Source organism: Haemophilus parainfluenzae, assembly GCF_014931395.1.
Taxonomy (GTDB): domain Bacteria; phylum Pseudomonadota; class Gammaproteobacteria; order Enterobacterales; family Pasteurellaceae; genus Haemophilus_D.
The window spans coordinates 1,480,169-1,498,535 of the sequence record NZ_CP063120.1 but is presented as its reverse complement, the minus strand read 5'-3'; the positions used below and the strand labels follow the sequence as shown (position 1 = coordinate 1,498,535).

Sequence of the window (18,367 nt, the reverse complement as noted above, 5' to 3'; positions counted from 1 at the left end):
GTCGATCATTGCGCTAAACTTTGCCAAGGTAAAACTAACATTTCACCAAAAGACACTTGTTCAGATCCGAGTACAATTCCGACCGCACTTTTTAATAACTGCAAAATTGGTTCGGCAATATGAATACCCATAATAAACATGAATAACAATAAAATTGCCATCGCCACGAGTGAAACTTTGTTCACATCCCCCACTTCAACATTATCCGGTTGTTTGCCTAATACGGTTTTTAATACCATTAAAGACAATCCAGCTAACACGATAGTGAGTAAAATTAAACAGAACACCATTAACCAAGTTTTACCTGCGTAAATACCGGCAACAGCAATACTAAATTCACTGACGAACACGTTAAATGGTGGGATACCACCTAGTGCTAACGCACCACCGGCAAATAACACCGCCGTCATTGGTGCGACACGCCATAAACCACGTACTTGGTTCATATCACGGGTTTTATATTTTAATAATATGTTACCTGAAGCACAGAATAACAAGGTTTTCGCTAAACTATGGTTGATGGTATGTAATAAACCCGCAAATACACCGATTGGGCCACCTAAACCAAAGGCAAAGCTAATTAACCCCATGTTTTCAATACTGGAATATGCCAATAAACGTTTGATGTCGAATTGGACGATAATAAACAACGCCGCCACTAATACAGAGAGTAAACCAAATACCAACAATAAGGTTTGCGGGTATGTAGAACCGACTGCTTTAGAAACTAAGATGTAATAACGCAATACCACCAACATGGCACAATTCAATAATACAGCAGATAGAATCGCACTCACTGGACTTGGTGCCTCACTGTGTGCATCAGACAACCAAGTATGCATTGGAAATAGACCGCATTTAGTACCAAACCCAACCAAAATAAAGGCGAAAGCAAGATACATGAGCATTGGATTCAAACCCGCTGCCTGTTGATTGATTTCTGTCCAGAAAATAGCTTGGCTTGGATCTGCTAAAAGATTTGTTCCATTAGAGAACGTTAAAATTGTGCCATACAATCCAAACGCCACCCCAACTGAACAAATAATGATGTATTTCCATGCTGCCTCAAGAGAGGTTTTTTGTTTGTATGTGCCGACCAAAAATGCAGAACTTAATGTGGTGGCTTCAATGGCTGCCCACATCAAAATCACATTATTAGTGATCACAGAAATAATCATGGTGAAGAAAAACAAATGCAAAAAGCCGTAATAATTGCAATATGTTTTCAAATCAAGATGTCCTTCACAATATTCCGTACCAATGTAGCCGATAGAATAAATACCGGCTAATGTTCCGACAATAGCGATAAGACCTAAGAAAATAGCAGATAGACTGTCGATGTAAACCCAGTTATTTAATGCACTGATTTCCCCCTGAGTTAGCACGCCATTAATAACTTGTAAGGCAAATGCTAACATCAAAATCAAACCTGTAACATGAAGTGCGGTACAAATTGTCCGTGCTTTTGTCACGCTACAAGCGAAACTGGCAAGTGATATTGCTAAAGGTGCGATTAATAACGCGATTATCCATTGTTCATACATAGCGTTACCCCTTCAAACTCATAAGTTGTTTTGCATCTAATGAATGGAATGTACGATAAATTTTGTTTACCAACACCACCATTATGATGACGGCAAAAATAGCATCTGTGGCAATTCCGATTTCCACTAACTCAGGTGCTTTATTTGCCAATAAGGCTAATGTGAGATGAGAACCGTTTTCCATCAAACAATAACCGAATACTTGTTTTACGATATTGCGTTGGCTAACAATGCATACTAAACCTAATAAGAAGTGACTTAATGACACTGATAATGCTGGTTTAAGATGTGCAACCAACGGTAAATCGATTGGGACAACAACAAAGTAGCACAATGTAACTATCACTGCTGTGATCGGGATCAACCAAGAGACATTTATTCCAGCTGGAGTTTGACTTTCATCAACTTTTTTCATCGCATAGATTAAAATTGCTGGCACCAAAACCACTTTGGTAATAAATGCGCTAATTGACCACATATAAAGTTCATGGGCTTGCATTTCATTGGCAAGATAGACAAACAGTAATACCAACACCAATGATTGCAAACTGTAAAATAACGCAGCTTTTTTGGCGGTTCGAACCATAATTACGCAAAGAGAGGTAATAATGAGTAAACACGCAAGTCCATTTATCATTAACATAGATTCCTCCTTAACCTAACCAGCCAAACCTAACCAATATGCGGCGATAAAACTGGACACCACGGACATCACCATTAATACAACTAACACGAAACGCATAGAGAATGGTATAGGTTGTGCATTGGCAACCGCTTCTGATGGTTTACCGATGACACATTGTCCGAATTTATACAACAACCATACGAATGTCGCGGTAGATTCAACTAAAGCAAGCACCATTAACCAAGTAATCCAGCCATATTCATGGCCTAATTCAAATCCGGCCGCAAATAATGGATATTTACTGAAGAATCCGTTAAACGGTGGCACCCCAGCAATCGCTAACGCGGCTACGCCAAATCCTGCCCCTACCACTGGCATTGTACGCATAATGCCTTGTAGTAACGGCATAGAACGAGTTCCTGTCGCATAACTTAATGAACCTGCGACCAAGAAGAATAAGCTTTTCGCGAAAGCATGGTTGAAGATGTAGCTAATCGCTGCCACAAAGGCCAATTTAGAGCCTAATGCAGCAAGAGAAATCCCAATGAAAATATAAGACAGTTGGGTAATGGTTGAATACGCCAATAAACGTTTTAAGTCAGTTTGTGGCAAGTACATCAAGAAACCATAAATTAAGGTAATCATCGCCATGATGATGCCGACTTCACCCACAATATGTGGAATCTCACCAGCAGACATAACAGAACGAGCGAAGATATACACCCCAACTTTAACCATTGATGCGGCGTGCAAATACGCACTCACCGGTGTTGGTGCTTCCATCGCATTCGGCAACCAAATTTGCATTGGTAATTGTGCTGATTTCCCCCACGCAGCAAACATCACACCAAATAACACGATGGTTTTCGCACTCGGATCTAAATGTTCTAACGCAGTGATAGAGAAAGTACCTGATTGGCTGAATAAATAGGCTGCGGCAATATATAACCCAATTGCCCCCACGTGGGTGATAATCAAGGCTTTCATTGCGGCTGCTTGAGCTTTTGGTGTTTGGTAATAACTGATTAATGCCCAAGAACATCCCCCAGTAATTTCGAAGAACAATAATTGTCCTGCTAAAGTTGAGGAATACACCAAGCCCGCCATGGCACCGATAAAGATGAGCAAGAATGCATAAAAACGTGGTAACCCATTATGTGGGTGTTCACGGTTTTTATCGGTTAAGTAACCACAAGAATATAAGCAGATTAAGAAACCTAAGGCCACAACGGCAAAGGCAATTAATGTACTGACAGCATCAAGAGTGACACCAAAGATCGCGGTTTTATCAAAAGCGACGATGTCATAAGTGACGCTTTGATGACCATCGGCAAACCATTGTCTTGCGACTAACAAGGTTCCCAGCGTAGCAAGCGCAGCAAATACTGTGGCAATTTGAGCAAAATGTTTTTTGTTCAAACCGACAATAAACGCCCCTACGAAAGGTAAAATGATTGTAATCAGAGCTAAACGTTCCATATTTGTCCTCCTTACAACCCAGTGAAGTAAAATACAAACGCCAACACAGAAATGCCGAAGCCGACCACGGTTAAACGTCCTGTTAACATAAAGCGGGTACGAGAAAGTGTGTTTTCAAAGACACAAGCCAATACGAACACCACTAATAATTTCACGAAGAATAAAACACCGCCTAAAATGACCGCACTTAAGCTCATCTCTGTCGGGATACCAAACGGAAGCAACACGCTCACAAAGATAGATGCTACAACCATTGATTTTAAGCTTAAGCCGACTTTTAATAAGGCAAGTGCCGGACCAGAGTATTCAGTCAATGGACCTTCTTGTAACTCTTGTTCCGCTTCCGCCAAATCAAATGGAATCTTACCCATTTCAATAAATACGGCGAAGAATGCTGCAGCGATAGCAATCACTGTCGCAATTGGATATTGCCAAGTGTTTTCGGAAAGTGCATTACCGATAACCGCAAAATTGGTTGAACCGGCAATTAACGCAATGACAAGGAATGCCAACATGAGAATTGGCTCTACTAAGACACCTAATGTGACTTCACGACTTGCCCCTAAACTTGAGAATGTGCTGTTTGAATCCAAACCCGCAATTGAAAAGAAGAAACGGAACAAGGCGAATAAGTAAATCACGGTGATTAAATCACTGCCAGCGCCAAATGGTGCAACACGAGTAAATAAAGGCAAACTCATAGCGACCACCATCACGGTGCTAATTAACACATAAGGCATCGCTTTAGAAACCCAACCCGCATTGTCAGGCCAAATGTTTTGACGTTTCATTAATTTCGCAATATCGCGATAATCTTGTAACACGCCCGGACCGCGACGAGATTGAATTCGTGCTCGGATCATGCGTGAAATACCGGAAAATAACGGTGCAAGGGCAAGCAAAATCAAGGCTTGCACAATGGCAAAAACAAACATTCCGGCAGATGTTGCAATTTCTGAAGGTAACGTAATCATCTTCAACCTCCTACATCAACGCAATGGAAAGTAGTATTGCCACCAAGGCAATCACGAAGTACACGCAGTACACACGGAAGTCACCTTGTTGCAACCATTGGATTTTTGTTCCTAACCACGGAATAAAACGAGCGATAGGCATCGTCATTTTTTCTTCCCAGAAAGGTTCAGCTTTTGTTGCGCCTTTAATTACCGCTTGGATGCCTTTATCACCTAAAGGTGCAGGATCCAACACTTCACGCAAGGTATAAAGCGATTTGAAAATCGTACGTAATGGACGAGTGAAACTACCTGCAGAGGCAGCCATATCTTGTTCATAAGCATAACCACAAGCCCATGGATTGCCTTTTGCACGATCGGATAAACGTTGATTTTTGGTGAACGCATAGAAACTAAATGGCAAGAAGAAAAATGCCAATAACATGATAGTCACCATTGGTGTTGAAAGTGCAGTATGCGGTTCAGCTTGTGCAACCACTACTCCATTTTGAGCCAACATTAACGGTTCGCTATGAGCAAGTGCGGTCGAAATTTTCGCAATTATTGGCGTTACAACAGATGCGCCCACACCTAATAACACACAACATAACGCCAACACTGCCATGGCAATCACCATTGGTTTTGGTACTTCGCGTGCATTAGCTGCTTTTTCACTACGTGGTGCACCACCGAAGCTGATACCGTACACTTTCACGAAACAAAGTGCCGCTAACGCACCAGTCAATGCCAACATAATGATGGCAATCGGACCGGCAAGTTTTAATACGAAATCATCACTTTGGCTTAAGGTGAATAAAGATTGATAAGTAAACCATTCACTGACAAAACCGTTAAACGGTGGCAATGCAGAGATCGCCATGGTACCGATTAAGAAACAGAATGCAGTGTAAGGCATAAGTTTGCCTAAGCCGCCCATTAAGTCCATGTCTTTAGTATGCAAGCGATACATTACTGAACCTGCACCTAAGAATAACAAGCCTTTGAATACAGCATGGTTAAGTAAGTGGTATAAACCACCAAGTAAGCCCACGGTGGCCAACACTGGATGATGTGTCGCGATACCAATCATACCAACGCCCACACCCATCATAATGATGCCGATATTTTCTACTGTGTGATAAGCCAAGAGTTTTTTGATGTCATGTTCTGCCAAGGCATAAAGTACGCCAAGCACGGAAGACACCGCACCAAAGGCAAGTACAATAACGCCATACCAAACATTAGTAGAACCGAGAAGATCCACACCAACTTTGATGATCCCGAAGATACCGATTTTAACCATCACACCAGACATCATTGCGGATGCATGAGAAGGTGCAGCCGGGTGAGCTTTCGGTAACCAACTGTGTAATGGAATCATACCTGCTTTTGCGCCAAAACCTAAAAATGCCAAAATAAAGGCAGTAAAGGCAAGCGGTGCCGGCAAAGTGGTTTGACGGAATGCACTAAATTCAAAACTACCGGCATAGCAGTAGAAAATGAAGAAGGCGATCATAATTAATACCGAACCGGCATGCGCAATAAAGAAATAAAGCAAGCCTGCATTTACGGCATTGTCATCTTGTTCGGTAAGGACTAAGAAATAAGATGCCAATGACATCATTTCAAAGAATACAAGGAAGTAGAATGCATTATCGCTGGTAACTAACGCAACCATGGAAGCGATAAATAAATTCATAAAGAAGCCCATGGAACCTGCGCCTTTACCTTTGTATTCTTTTACATAAGAGAAAGAATAAAGTGCGGTCACAATAACTAATAAAGAAATGACACACACCATAAACGCAGCCAATCCGTCAATACGGATGGAGAACGTGGCAAATTCAAATGGGGTTTTGAAAACATCAACGACTGTGTCGCTGCTGATCAGAACGGGGATGCAGGCAACAATACCTAACACTCCAGCAAGTACACCGGTCACGCCGGATATATTGATTGAAAGTTGTTCGTTTCGTCTCACTGCGAGCGAAATAAACGCACCTACGACATAAATCAACAGGGTCGTGATGAGTAAATTGATAGGTAAACTCATAATATCACTCCATTGATTACAAGTTAAAACACACTAATTATCTTGGGATAGCAGGCGAAGAAACCATTGCCATTTCACGTTTTCTTTCGTTAGCCTGTTTGATACTCTCATCACTAATAATAAATAACGTTTTGGTCGGACAGGTTTGTACACAAGCCGGACCATCTTCACGGAAATAGCAAAGATCGCATTTCACAGCAATGGCTTTTACGCCTGGTTGCCATGCCAGCATATTGTGTAAATCCGTATTATCTGGTGCAGTACGAATATCTCGTTTTACCGCATCAGTGAAAGAGAATCCCTCATAATAGGTTGGTGCGTCAATCGGTGCAGAACCATGTTGGGTAATTGCACCGAATGGGCAAGCAATACCACAAAGTTTACAACCGATACAGAGACTTTCGTTAAGTTGAATAGTGTCATCAATATGTGTAATCGCATGTACAGGACATACGGTAGCACATGGTGAATCATCACAATGACGACAGAGAATTGGCACGGTTACATCATCATTACGCATGACTTGTAAACGTGGAAAAGATTGTAATCCGAAAGCTTTATGCACTTCGCTACAAGCGGCCATACAGGTGTTGCATCCAATGCAATCCTTCGGATCACCGATTACAAAACGATTCATACATTCCCCTCCTTGTATGTAAATAACGTTTCTACAATAACCACTCTAGAAGTAAGGATACTCCTGTCGAAAAGTAAAGCTCAAGAAGTAATTCGAAAATTTGTGATTAAGATCAAAAGATTTCCATTGTTTTTCTATTACTGTGATGTCCCTGTTAAATAACGGTGAAACATAATAATTTTATGTTAAAAATGTGAACAAATTTTCAACAAATGAACATCACCCTATTTGAAATATCGCTATACAAATTTAAATGGTTACGTGATAAAATTTCTTTTCGCAGTATGTTTATTGCCTCACAATAAACAATTCATCTCATAAACATTCTAACTAAGGACAGATTATGTGTTTAGGTATTCCGGGACAGATCATTCAAGTAGCTGACAGCGCATTACAGCTTGCTGTAGTCGATGTCTGCGGAGTAAAAAGAGAAGTTAATATTTCATTAATTTGTCAGGATGACCCAAAACCTCTAGTTGGCAAATGGGTTCTCGTACATGTGGGTTTTGCCATGACAATTATTGATGAAGAAGAAGCCAAACAGACTCAAGAAGCCTTAATTGCCATGAGCCAGCTAGAACACGAAGTCGGCGATTTTCTTGGTCTCAATCAAAAATAAACAGGATTGCGTTATGCAAGGGATCGAATTACGCATAAAAGGAAAAGTTCAGGGCGTGGGATTTCGCCCTTTTGTCTGGCTTCTGGCAAATCAATATGGATTAAATGGAGATGTCAATAATGATGGACAAGGCGTGTTAATTCGTTTTGTCTCTCCACCAGCAAATGCACTTGAGCAATTTTTATCCGACCTACAAAATAAACTCCCACCTCTAGCGCAAATTACTGACATTACTCAGCGCACCATAGATTGGCCTGAAGCAGCCACAGTAACAAGCTTTACTATCCGGGAAAGCGAAAACAATCAAATGGACACGCAAATTATTCCCGATGCAGCAACCTGTCCACATTGTTTAGCTGACTTATTCGATCCCAACAATCGACGTTATCACTACCCCTTTACCAATTGTACCCATTGCGGTCCTCGTTTTACCATCATCAAGGCAATTCCTTACGACCGAAAAAACACGGCGATGTCTGTTTTTCCGCTTTGTCCACAATGTGAAAAAGAATATAAAGATCCCGCTGATCGTCGTTTTCATGCTCAACCTAATGCTTGTTCAGTCTGTGGACCCCATATCTGGTTACAAGATCGAGAACAAACCCTTGCTACTCATGAAACCGCGCTAAAACAGACCGCACTTTTATTGCAACAAGGTCACATCGTCGCGGTTAAAGGCTTAGGCGGTTTTCATCTGGCCTGTGATGCGAATAATCAAGAGACGGTTGATTTATTACGTCAACGGAAACATCGTCCCACAAAACCATTAGCCATTATGGTGCCTGATCTGCAGTTTTTACAGGATTTGAGTTCTCAAGAAACAGAATTGCTAACCAGCAGTGCAGCTCCGATTGTACTGCTAGCAAAACATAAAGTACCCAATATTGCTGATAATATTGCGCCTAACTTGCAAGAAATCGGCGTCATGCTTCCAAGTAATCCACTACAACATTTGTTGTTACGTGCGGTTAATCGTCCGCTAGTCATGACCTCTGCTAACGCAAGCGGTCAACCTCCTGTATTGAAAAATGAACATGCTGTGGAAGAATTAGCTGACTTGGCTGATTTTTATCTTTGCCACAATCGCGATATTTTACAACGCGCCGATGATAGCCTTGTTCGTGTTGCCTTCGATGGATTAGAAACGCTACGTCGTGCTCGTGGCTACGTGCCAGATGAAATACCACTTGAAACACAAAGCACAAAAAATGTGTTGGCGTTGGGTTCTGATCTGAAAAATACATTCTGCTTACTACGTCACAATAAAGCCGTACTAAGCCAACATATTGGTGATACAGCAAACGAGCAAGTGCGGTCACAATTAAGTGAAAACCTTGCATTATTTCAGCAGATTTACCAATTTAAACCAGACATCATCACGGTGGATGCTCACCCTGGCTATTTTTCATCTTCTATTGGGAAACAACTTGCTGAACAGCAACAAATCACACCAATCGAAGTACTTCATCATCATGCTCATATTGTCAGCGTAATGGCCGAACACCATTGCGATGAACCTGTAATCGGTCTTGCACTTGACGGTATCGGCATGGGTGAAAATAGACAACTTTGGGGGGGCGAATGTCTACTCGTTGACTATCAACATAGTCAATATTTAGGTGGTCTGCCTGCTGTGGCTCTGCCAGGAGGCGATCTTGCAGCTAAACAACCTTGGCGCAACTGGCTGGCTCACCTGCATCAATTTGTGCCACAATGGCAAGAAATTCTCACCCAAACCTGTACAGAACCGAATTGGCAAATATTAGTCAATGCCATTGAACGTGGACTCAATTGCCCACCTATATCATCTGCGGGTCGTTTATTTGATGCCGTAGCTTATGCTCTCGGTATTGCACCAACCATTGTTTCTTGGGAGGGCGAAGCTGCCTGCCATTTAGAAGCACTAGCAAATACCTCATCTTTGGCGACACAAGCACAAAATGAGGTCAATATTCCAGTAAAAATGCCACTTATCGGCAATAAAGTGGATTTGGCTTATTTCTGGCAAAGTTGGTTAAATTACCATGCCCCTGTTGAAGATAAAGCCTTCGCCTTTCACTATGCTCTCGCTCAAGGTTTTGCTGAACTTGCAACAAGCCAAGCTCGCGAACATCAATGTCGTACTATCGTGCTATCTGGCGGCGTGATGCATAACCAACTACTACGACGATTATTAAAAGAAAATCTGAGCGAATTCCATGTACTAAGTGCGCATAAACTACCAATGGGTGATGGCGGACTCAGTTTAGGTCAGGCAGTTATTGCCATGCATAGAAACTGATAATCTCTAATATTAAATATAAGAAAAAGAGTTAATCGAAAAGTAACGATTAACTCTTTTGTTTTTTGTATTTCTTTTTTATAGCGGAATACTGGAAAAGAAAACCAATAGTAACGGTGGCAGAATATTCGTTACAAAACCAAATGAAATCGCAATTGGCGTGACTTCAATACCTCCCGCTTTTTGAATAATTGGCAAAGTGCAATCTATTGCTGTCGCACCTGTAATCCCAATTGCAGTCGAACGGAAATGACGCATAAATAATGGGATGACAAATAAACTGACAATTTCACGGGATAAGTCATTAAAAAAGGCAATACTGCCCTGTACAGGTCCCCATGCATTGGTCAATACTACACTGGATAACGAATACCACCCCATTCCAGAGGCAAACGCCAGTCCTTGCGTAATTGGCATCGCTAAAACGAAAGCAGCAATGATACCGCCTAGTAATGAAGTAAAAGTAAACACCATCCCCGTTTGGAAACCTCGTTTATTGAACAGAGCTTCTTTCAAGGAAATGCCGTTATTTCTTAACTGAATCCCCACAAAGAAAATCAGTACGATCAATACATACAGATTAATTCCAGTAGGCAACATGAGATAGGATTTGAATAAGAAACCACAAAGGGTGCCGATCACCACTGTGCCGGAAAGTTTGAGCGAGTCAATTAAGGAGTGCCAGCGAGAATCAATTTTACCTCGTGATTTAAGTGGCTCAGCTGGGTTGAAGCGGTCATAAAGCATCAAGCCAATCATATTGGATCCCAAAATGATCGCCGATAGCGTCACCGCAGTTGTGCCAATAATCGGCAGTTTATGCTCTAAATCATCTAACTGACCAAGTAAATAGCCCATTAAGAAAAGAATAATGTAAAGCAAAAACATCACGATATGATTTATTTTTGCAATATAGGATTTATTATTGACCTTTAATAAATAGCCTAACACCATCGGTATTAAGACAATTAATAAGCCATTTATCATATCCTGCATCGTACATCTCCTTTCTTATTCCATTGAAGCTAGCATACCCCTTTTCTCCCCTTTTTTCAAAGCGCATAAAAAAGTGCGGTCAAAATTGACCGCACTTATAATCATCTAAAATAAAACTGATTAGCCATTTACTTTACGACGTGCTAACACCGCATCAGATAACTGTTTTAACACGATTTCTGTATCTTCCCAACCGATGCAAGCATCAGTGATACTTTGTCCGTAAGTCTGCGCTTTACCATCGACTAAATCTTGACGACCTTCAACAATATGACTTTCTACCATAACACCAAAGATCTGTTTTGAACCACCTGCAATTTGTCGGCAAACATCTTCACAAACTTCCATTTGTTTTTTGAATTGTTTGCTACTATTTGCATGGCTGAAATCAACCATGACATGTGGAATACGACCTGATTTTTCGATCTCTGCACAAACTTTTGCAACGTCTTCTGCTTTATAGTTAGGACCTTTATCCCCACCACGTAAAATGATGTGGCAGTCTTCATTTCCTTTTGTTGAAACAATCGCCGAATGACCAAATTTTGTCACAGATAAGAAGTAATGCGAAGCTTCTGCCGCCCCCATTGCATCTAAGGCTACTTTTACGCCACCATTTGTGCCATTTTTAAAGCCTACCGCACAAGATAAGCCTGAAGCTAATTCACGATGAACTTGAGATTCCGTTGTTCTCGCACCAATTGCGCCCCAGCTCATGAAATCAGCTACATATTGTGGTGTGATCATATCTAAGAACTCACCTGCTGATGGTACGCCTAAGTTGTTAATATCGGATAATAATTTACGTGCAATACGCAAACCATCATTTAAACGATATGTATCATTTAAATAAGGATCGTTAATTAAGCCTTTCCAGCCCACTGTTGTACGCGGTTTTTCAAAGTAAACGCGCATCACCACTTCAAGTGTATCTTTATATTTATCACGTAATACTTTTAAACGTTTTGCGTAATCTAATGCGGCTTTAGGATCATGAATAGAACAAGGACCAATTACCACAAGTAAACGGTCATCTTTCCCATGAATAATATTGTGCGCATGCAAACGGGTTTCATGAACTAAATCAGCCGCTTCTTGACTTGCTGGAAATTTTTCTAATAAGGCAATTGGAGGTAATACCTGATCGACTTTTTCAATTCGGGTATCATCATTTGCAACTTTTACTTCGATTTCTTCTTTCTTCGTCGCCATATGTCACTCTCTAAATCTTAAATGTTGTGCTTAAATCTAATGGCGTTACTCTACACCTATTTTTTGTACTAGTAAACTAGTTCATTTTGATTCTTACACAATTATTATGTGATTGCGTAAAATTTATACTACCTAGGCAGTAAAACAGGGCGTTATTAAACTATATTTCCGCCTTGGCTGGCAAGGTTTTTGACGTAAAAATAGGTTGTACCAGCCCTATTTAAACAGAATGATTCTTTTATCCTTCAAATTAACAAAGAGGTTTAGATAAATGCGGGCAAAAAGAACAATTTCAACATCTATCGCACTTTTTAAAAATATTTTTTCAATACCCTTGTTTTTACTGAACATCCCCCTCATTTTTTTGTCTGATTGAACACTTATTCAATCATTTATTTTTACTTGGAGAACTCTATGAAGAAAAGAAATTTTGTTTTAACCGGTATAGCATTAGGTTTAAGCGTGTTTGCAACCTCTTTATCCGCTCAAGCGGCTATTCCAAATGAAATTGTCGAACAAGGCAGCCTTGCGCCTATGTTAGAAAAAGCACAAGCAGCAGTTGTGACCCTTTCTGTTGAAGGCAAAGCAAAAGCAAACAGCCGTTCAGCATTACCTGATGATATTCCAGAAGAATTTAAATTTTTCTTTGGTGATCAATTTGGCGAACAATTTGGTGGAGATCGTGGTGCATCACGCAACTTCCGCGGTTTAGGTTCTGGTGTCATCATCAATGCAGATAAAGGCTATGTTTTAACTAATAATCACGTGGTAGATGGCGCAGATAAAATCACTGTAAAATTACAAGACGGACGTGAATTCAAAGCCAAACTCGTTGGAAAAGATGAACAATCAGATATTGCTTTAGTACAAATCGAAAAACCAGCAAATCTCACTGCGATCAAAATGGCTGATTCCGATAAATTACGTGTCGGTGATTTTACCGTTGCTATTGGTAACCCATTCGGTTTAGGCCAAACCGTGACATCAGGTATTGTTTCAGCACTTGGTCGTTCTACTGGTTCAGATAGCGGTGCATATGAAAACTATATCCAAACTGATGCGGCGGTAAACCGTGGTAACTCTGGTGGCGCATTATTGAACTTACAAGGTGAATTAATTGGTATTAATACCGCGATTATTTCTCCAAGTGGTGGGAACGCCGGGATTGCCTTTGCAATTCCAAGCAACCAAGCCAACAACCTTGTGCAACAAATCTTAGAATTTGGTGAAGTACGTCGTGGTTTACTCGGTATTAAAGGTGGCGAATTAAATGCCGATTTAGCAAAAGCCTTTAATGTTAGTGCACAACAAGGTGCATTTGTGAGTGAAGTCATTCCAAATTCTGCTGCCGAAAAAGCTGGCTTGAAAGCGGGTGATGTGATCACTGCAATGAATGGTCAGAAAATTTCAAGCTTCGCCGAAATGCGTGCCAAAATCGCGACTTCTGGTGCAGGTAAAGAAATTGAGCTCACTTACTTACGTGATGGCAAAACTGACAACGTAAAAGTGACCTTACAAGCAGACGATGGCTCTCAAACAGCAAGTAAAACAGAACTTCCTGCACTAGATGGTGCAACCTTAAACAACTACGATGCAAAAGGTGTTAAAGGTGTAGAAATTAGTAAAGTACAGCCAAATTCAATGGCAGCACAACGCGGTTTAAAATCAGGTGATATCATCATCGGCATCAACCGTCAGCCAATTGAAAGCACGCAAGACTTACGCAAAGCGCTAGATGAAAAACCATCTGCTGTTGCACTCAATATCTTACGTGGTAAAAACAACTTCTACTTATTAGTGCAATAAAATAAAAAAGAGCGGTCAATTTGACCGCTCTTTTTTAGAGAACTGACTTCAAGGTAAATTAGCCTTCAATTGGAAAAGATACTTAAAGTGATACCGTTCATAATTAGATCTTAGTAAAGTAAAAAATTGAAAACTATTATTTAGTATTAATTATGATCGCAACATTAATTAAATATATTGAGAAAACGCCACACTTTTATATCAAATCTATTTAAAAACAAAAGATACATATAATTCTTGCTCTTTTAGATTATCTAAATATTGTCTAGCAACCTCAAGACTTTCACTATGGACATTACCGGCGTAATACCAATTATCATATGTATGTTCAAAATCATCACCTGATTTTCGATATATATCACCACCTAGAACAAGAACATTTAAACCTTCCAGAATATCTAAAACTCTCATTGATAATTTTGTGGAGATGATAACTGTACTTTCTTCCTGCTTAAACAAGCTGAATCCATTATTTATGTAAATATCAATCAATTCATTCATAATTATATATACTTTATTCCTTTTTCGTCGTTAAACATAAGTTTTCTTTGTAGAGTAAAAAAGTCAAAAGTAGCCCACTATTCCATCATTTTTCATAATGGTGTAAAAGTGAGAAACGAGCTTAATCTTGCCATACGATTTTATTATTAGAACCAAAAGTAATTTTATTAATAGGTTTCTCAATGATAATTTCTTTATTCAAATTACCTGAATACTCACCTTGTGCTAACTCCTCAAACAAAATAATATTTAATTCATCATTATGAATTGTTATTTTACTATCTGATATGCCCATCGCACTATTTCCTAACAAACCAGTTAAGTGAATTTTTCTATTCCCTTTCATTTCAGTAACGGAAATTTTAAAATTCCAAATATCATCAAATTTAATTTCATGATTAGCTAGCACAATGTGTGATAGCAACAACCCCATCACACCCAATAAAATCACCTTGATTTTCATAATACACCTTTCCATACTGATAGAATGACCAAAAATTATTTGAAGTTTCAACTCAATGAAACTTACCTCTTATACCTTTATAACAATCTAAAAGCATATACTACATTAATAACCTAGAGCGAATCATTAACTTTCATAAAATTAATCTTATCAAGATATTTTGTATATCTACATCTCTAAAATTTAGATTATAATAACTGCTCTTTTATTCCACATCATGGACATTATATGAACAGTAAAAAATCTTATCTCGCTATTTTTGGCATTATTCTTGCCGTCGGATTGATGGCTTCAGCGTTTATCCTAGGTAGTCAATTTAAAAATTTACGCCAAACCGGCTCTATTTCAGTAAAAGGATTGGCTGAAAGCCACTATACCTCAACACAAGGTACATGGGTTATCCGCGTAACAGGTTGGGGCGCAACTTATAATGACGCAATGGCAGCGAATCAGAAAAACTTAAATGAAGCCGTTCGTTTCCTTAAAGCACAAGGTTTCACTGATGAAAATCGAGAAATCACCGAATTAGATGTATCTACTCATACTGACTATTATGAGAATGAAAAAGGTGAAACCAAAAGTAGAGAGAATGGCTTTGATGCATCAAGATCAATCCGAATTTCAACTAAAGAATTGACTAAGTTACAAAAAGCCCTCACCAATATTCACCAATTAGTAGCTAACAACCAAGATATTAGTTTTGGTGATCCAAATTACTACTTAGAAAATCTTGAACAAATTAAACGTGAGCTAATTTCAAAAGCCACCCAAGATGCGCATGTTCGTGCTGAAGAGTTTGCGAAAACCAGTAACGTAAAAGTTGGCGTATTAAAATCCGCTTCACAAGGGCCATTCTACATTCAAGCACCAAATCCCGATGCGGATGACTCTAGCGATTACACTGGTAGCTACGACACAAGCACTATTGAGAAAAAAGCGCGCTTAGTCGTCACTATTGAATATGCCATTGAATAATTTTTAATATTTACTCAACATTCATAAGAACAAAGTGCGGTCAATTTTGTCATAAAATTCGACCGCACTTTCTTTTAATAAGGAATACGCTATGCAACTCCCTACCCTACAAGCCGCGAAATTAATTCGTCGCTATAAACGCTTTTTGACTGATATTGAATTACCAAATGGCGAAGTGATCACCATTCATTGTGCAAACACCGGTGCAATGACTGGCTGTGGTGAAAAAGGTGATACCGTTTGGTACTCTCATTCTGATAGCCAAACGCGCAAATATCCACATAGTTGGGAATTAACACAATTAGCAAACGACCAACTTGTTTGTATTAACACGCACAGATCCAACCAGTTAGTCTTTGAAGCCTTGCAAAACAAACAAATCAAAGAACTGGCTATGTATGATGAAATTTATCCTGAAGTGAAATATGGTGAAGAAAATAGCCGTATCGACTTCTTACTTAAAGGTGAAGGCTTGCCCGATTGTTATGTTGAAGTGAAATCCATCACCTTTGTAAAAGGTACATTAGGCATGTTTCCCGATGCGGTGACTACTCGTGGACAAAAACATGTTCGTGAGCTTTTAGCCATGAAAAAACAAGGACATCGCGCCGTTGTTCTCTTTGCTGGATTACATGATGGCTTCGATCGTTTTAAAATCGCTGAGTTTGTGGATCCTGAATATGATCGTCTTTTAAAGGACGCAAAATCACAAGGCGTAGAAGCTTATGCTTATGCAGGAAAATTTGACATTTCAGATGGCATTCCGACCGCACTTTCTCTCACAGAAAGTGTACCTTACATCGATTAAAAAAATAATTGAGAATTATTTGCATTTTGTTGTTGACAAGGTATTTGAGAATGGTTATCATCTAAATATTCCAAAAACAAACAGATAATCACTCCAACTTCACGCCTATTTCCCCACAAATAGGCGTTTTTTTTCATCTCAATCTTTTCATTTCAGCCATATTCTCTATAATGTAGCCTTTAATATTGAAATAACATTAGGAAATAGAATGACTGATATTAATACCGTTCTCGCTGAACTAAAACGCGGTACTGATGAGATTCTTTCTGAAGCAGATTTAATCGAGAAACTGAAAGAAAATCGCCCACTTAAAATTAAACTTGGTGCAGACCCTACTGCTCCAGATATTCACTTAGGGCATACCGTGGTATTAAACAAACTTCGTCAATTCCAACAATTAGGCCACGAAGTCTATTTCTTAATCGGTGATTTCACGGGTATGGTCGGTGACCCATCTGGTAAAAACACCACTCGCCCACCGCTTAGCCGTGAAGACGTGCTTCGCAATGCGGAAACCTATAAAGAACAGATTTACAAAATTCTAGACCCTCAAAAAACAAAAATCGTATTCAACTCTGAATGGTTGGGTAAATTGGGTACTGAAGGGATGATCCGTTTAGCAAGCAACTATACTGTAGCGCGTATGCTAGAACGTGATGACTTCAAAAAACGTTTTGGTAACAACCAACCTATCGCAATTCACGAATTTATTTATCCTTTATTACAAGGTTATGACTCTGTTGCATTAGAAGCAGACGTAGAACTTGGTGGTACTGACCAAAAATTCAACTTACTTGTTGGTCGTGAATTACAAAAATCAGCTGGTCAAAAACCACAAGTAGCGATTACGCTTCCATTACTTGTTGGTTTAGACGGTGAGAAGAAAATGTCTAAATCATTAGGTAATTACATCGGCGTGACAGATGAACCAAGCGATATGTTCGGTAAAATTATGTCAATCTCGGATGAATTAATGTGGGATTGGTACAACTTGCTTTCTTTCCGTCCACTCACTGAAATTGCGGAATTAAAAGCTGAAGTGGCAAATGGTAAAAACCCACGTGACGTGAAAATTTTATTAGCCAAAGAAATCATCGCTCGTTTCCATAATGAAGCGGCGGCAGAGGCGGCTGAGCAAGAATTTATTAACCGTTTCCAAAAAGGTGCAATGCCAGATGAAATGCCTGAATTCACCTTTGAAGGCGAAATTGGTTTAGCGACCTTGTTAAAAGAAGCAGGACTGGTTCCTTCTACTTCTGAAGCGATTCGCTCAGCGAAACAAGGAGGTGTGAAAATCAATGGTGAAAAAGTCGAAGACATGAAAGCCAACGCACCGAAAGGCACGAATGTTTACCAAGTCGGTAAACGTAAATTCGCACGCGTAACCATCGCATAAAACACCTAAGAAAATGACC

The 18,367-nt window shown here is 39.7% G+C and carries 16 protein-coding genes; 6 read left to right on the top strand and 10 right to left on the bottom strand.

What is annotated here, in order from left to right; translation table 11 throughout:
- Nucleotides 1-5 precede the first annotated feature (5 nt).
- The 6 genes from INP94_RS07485 to INP94_RS07460 are packed head-to-tail and all read right to left on the bottom strand — an operon-like array spanning nt 6 to nt 7,291.
- Complete coding sequence (locus INP94_RS07485) at nt 6-1,544, bottom strand: hydrogenase 4 subunit F (protein ID WP_111327629.1); 1,539 nt, start codon at nt 1,542-1,544, stop codon at nt 6-8.
- Nucleotides 1,545-1,548: 4 nt separating this feature from the next.
- Nucleotides 1,549-2,187, bottom strand: a complete 639-nt coding sequence (gene hyfE / locus INP94_RS07480; protein WP_111304670.1) for a hydrogenase 4 membrane subunit — start codon at nt 2,185-2,187, stop codon at nt 1,549-1,551.
- A 15-nt stretch (nt 2,188-2,202) separates the two neighbouring features.
- Nucleotides 2,203-3,648, bottom strand: a complete 1,446-nt coding sequence (locus INP94_RS07475; protein WP_193451658.1) for a hydrogenase 4 subunit D — start codon at nt 3,646-3,648, stop codon at nt 2,203-2,205.
- 11 nt (nt 3,649-3,659) lie between these two features.
- Nucleotides 3,660-4,622 carry a respiratory chain complex I subunit 1 family protein gene (locus INP94_RS07470; RefSeq protein ID WP_197543186.1) on the bottom strand — a complete coding sequence of 321 codons (963 nt, stop codon included), beginning with the start codon at nt 4,620-4,622 and terminating at the stop codon, nt 3,660-3,662.
- A 10-nt stretch (nt 4,623-4,632) separates the two neighbouring features.
- Nucleotides 4,633-6,654 carry a hydrogenase 4 subunit B gene (gene hyfB / locus INP94_RS07465; protein ID WP_197543185.1) on the bottom strand — a complete coding sequence of 674 codons (2,022 nt, stop codon included), beginning with the start codon at nt 6,652-6,654 and terminating at the stop codon, nt 4,633-4,635.
- A gap of 37 nt (nt 6,655-6,691) precedes the next feature.
- A complete protein-coding gene (locus INP94_RS07460) occupies nt 6,692-7,291 on the bottom strand; it encodes a 4Fe-4S dicluster domain-containing protein (RefSeq protein ID WP_049357467.1) in 600 nt (199 codons plus the stop codon).
- A 343-nt stretch (nt 7,292-7,634) separates the two neighbouring features.
- On the opposite strand from INP94_RS07460, the gene hybG reads away from it, so the two are divergent.
- Together hybG and hypF are read left to right on the top strand one after the other, a co-directional pair.
- Nucleotides 7,635-7,910: a hydrogenase maturation factor HybG gene (gene hybG, locus INP94_RS07455; protein WP_005696275.1), complete on the top strand. Its 276-nt coding sequence runs from the start codon at nt 7,635-7,637 to the stop codon at nt 7,908-7,910.
- 13 nt (nt 7,911-7,923) lie between these two features.
- A complete protein-coding gene (gene hypF / locus INP94_RS07450; protein WP_197543184.1) occupies nt 7,924-10,191 on the top strand; it encodes a carbamoyltransferase HypF in 2,268 nt (755 codons plus the stop codon).
- Between the two features lie 78 nt (nt 10,192-10,269).
- Here the strand turns inward: hypF and INP94_RS07445 are convergent, their stop codons facing one another.
- Together INP94_RS07445 and aroG are read right to left on the bottom strand one after the other, a co-directional pair.
- Nucleotides 10,270-11,187 carry a LysO family transporter gene (locus tag INP94_RS07445; RefSeq protein WP_197543183.1) on the bottom strand — a complete coding sequence of 306 codons (918 nt, stop codon included), beginning with the start codon at nt 11,185-11,187 and terminating at the stop codon, nt 10,270-10,272.
- A gap of 120 nt (nt 11,188-11,307) precedes the next feature.
- Nucleotides 11,308-12,399 carry a 3-deoxy-7-phosphoheptulonate synthase AroG gene (gene aroG, locus INP94_RS07440; protein WP_197543182.1) on the bottom strand — a complete coding sequence of 364 codons (1,092 nt, stop codon included), beginning with the start codon at nt 12,397-12,399 and terminating at the stop codon, nt 11,308-11,310.
- 414 nt (nt 12,400-12,813) lie between these two features.
- Here aroG and INP94_RS07435 point away from each other — a divergent pair, with 414 nt between their 5' ends.
- Nucleotides 12,814-14,205, top strand: coding sequence for a DegQ family serine endoprotease (locus tag INP94_RS07435; protein WP_049373251.1), 1,392 nt, complete (start codon nt 12,814-12,816; stop codon nt 14,203-14,205).
- Nucleotides 14,206-14,412: 207 nt separating this feature from the next.
- Here INP94_RS07435 and imm40 read toward each other — a convergent pair whose 3' ends face one another.
- Both imm40 and INP94_RS07425 read right to left on the bottom strand, forming a co-directional pair.
- Complete coding sequence (gene imm40 / locus INP94_RS07430; protein WP_197543181.1) at nt 14,413-14,706, bottom strand: Imm40 family immunity protein; 294 nt, start codon at nt 14,704-14,706, stop codon at nt 14,413-14,415.
- A gap of 121 nt (nt 14,707-14,827) precedes the next feature.
- Nucleotides 14,828-15,169 carry a hypothetical protein gene (locus INP94_RS07425; RefSeq protein WP_197543180.1) on the bottom strand — a complete coding sequence of 114 codons (342 nt, stop codon included), beginning with the start codon at nt 15,167-15,169 and terminating at the stop codon, nt 14,828-14,830.
- A gap of 228 nt (nt 15,170-15,397) precedes the next feature.
- Between INP94_RS07425 and INP94_RS07420 the strand changes: the two genes are divergently transcribed.
- From INP94_RS07420 to tyrS, 3 genes are all read left to right on the top strand, one after another.
- Nucleotides 15,398-16,144: an SIMPL domain-containing protein gene (locus INP94_RS07420; protein WP_070592203.1), complete on the top strand. Its 747-nt coding sequence runs from the start codon at nt 15,398-15,400 to the stop codon at nt 16,142-16,144.
- Nucleotides 16,145-16,235: 91 nt separating this feature from the next.
- Nucleotides 16,236-16,952, top strand: a complete 717-nt coding sequence (sfsA, locus tag INP94_RS07415) for a DNA/RNA nuclease SfsA (RefSeq protein WP_070592204.1) — start codon at nt 16,236-16,238, stop codon at nt 16,950-16,952.
- A 208-nt stretch (nt 16,953-17,160) separates the two neighbouring features.
- Nucleotides 17,161-18,348: a tyrosine--tRNA ligase gene (gene tyrS / locus INP94_RS07410; RefSeq protein WP_178164963.1), complete on the top strand. Its 1,188-nt coding sequence runs from the start codon at nt 17,161-17,163 to the stop codon at nt 18,346-18,348.
- Nucleotides 18,349-18,367 lie beyond the last annotated feature (19 nt).

Coding starts and splice junctions, on each gene's coding strand:
- INP94_RS07470 (WP_197543186.1), bottom strand. CDS start 4,622: ATGATTACGTTACCTTCAGAAATTGCAACATCTGCCGGAATGTTTGTT.
- INP94_RS07425 (WP_197543180.1), bottom strand. CDS start 15,169: ATGAAAATCAAGGTGATTTTATTGGGTGTGATGGGGTTGTTGCTATCA.
- tyrS (WP_178164963.1), top strand. CDS start 17,161: ATGACTGATATTAATACCGTTCTCGCTGAACTAAAACGCGGTACTGAT.
- INP94_RS07485 (WP_111327629.1), bottom strand. CDS start 1,544: ATGTATGAACAATGGATAATCGCGTTATTAATCGCACCTTTAGCAATA.
- INP94_RS07420 (WP_070592203.1), top strand. CDS start 15,398: ATGAACAGTAAAAAATCTTATCTCGCTATTTTTGGCATTATTCTTGCC.
- imm40 (WP_197543181.1), bottom strand. CDS start 14,706: ATGAATGAATTGATTGATATTTACATAAATAATGGATTCAGCTTGTTT.
- INP94_RS07435 (WP_049373251.1), top strand. CDS start 12,814: ATGAAGAAAAGAAATTTTGTTTTAACCGGTATAGCATTAGGTTTAAGC.
- aroG (WP_197543182.1), bottom strand. CDS start 12,399: ATGGCGACGAAGAAAGAAGAAATCGAAGTAAAAGTTGCAAATGATGAT.
- hyfB (WP_197543185.1), bottom strand. CDS start 6,654: ATGAGTTTACCTATCAATTTACTCATCACGACCCTGTTGATTTATGTC.
- hyfE (WP_111304670.1), bottom strand. CDS start 2,187: ATGTTAATGATAAATGGACTTGCGTGTTTACTCATTATTACCTCTCTT.
- hypF (WP_197543184.1), top strand. CDS start 7,924: ATGCAAGGGATCGAATTACGCATAAAAGGAAAAGTTCAGGGCGTGGGA.
- sfsA (WP_070592204.1), top strand. CDS start 16,236: ATGCAACTCCCTACCCTACAAGCCGCGAAATTAATTCGTCGCTATAAA.
- hybG (WP_005696275.1), top strand. CDS start 7,635: ATGTGTTTAGGTATTCCGGGACAGATCATTCAAGTAGCTGACAGCGCA.
- INP94_RS07460 (WP_049357467.1), bottom strand. CDS start 7,291: ATGAATCGTTTTGTAATCGGTGATCCGAAGGATTGCATTGGATGCAAC.
- INP94_RS07475 (WP_193451658.1), bottom strand. CDS start 3,648: ATGGAACGTTTAGCTCTGATTACAATCATTTTACCTTTCGTAGGGGCG.
- INP94_RS07445 (WP_197543183.1), bottom strand. CDS start 11,187: ATGCAGGATATGATAAATGGCTTATTAATTGTCTTAATACCGATGGTG.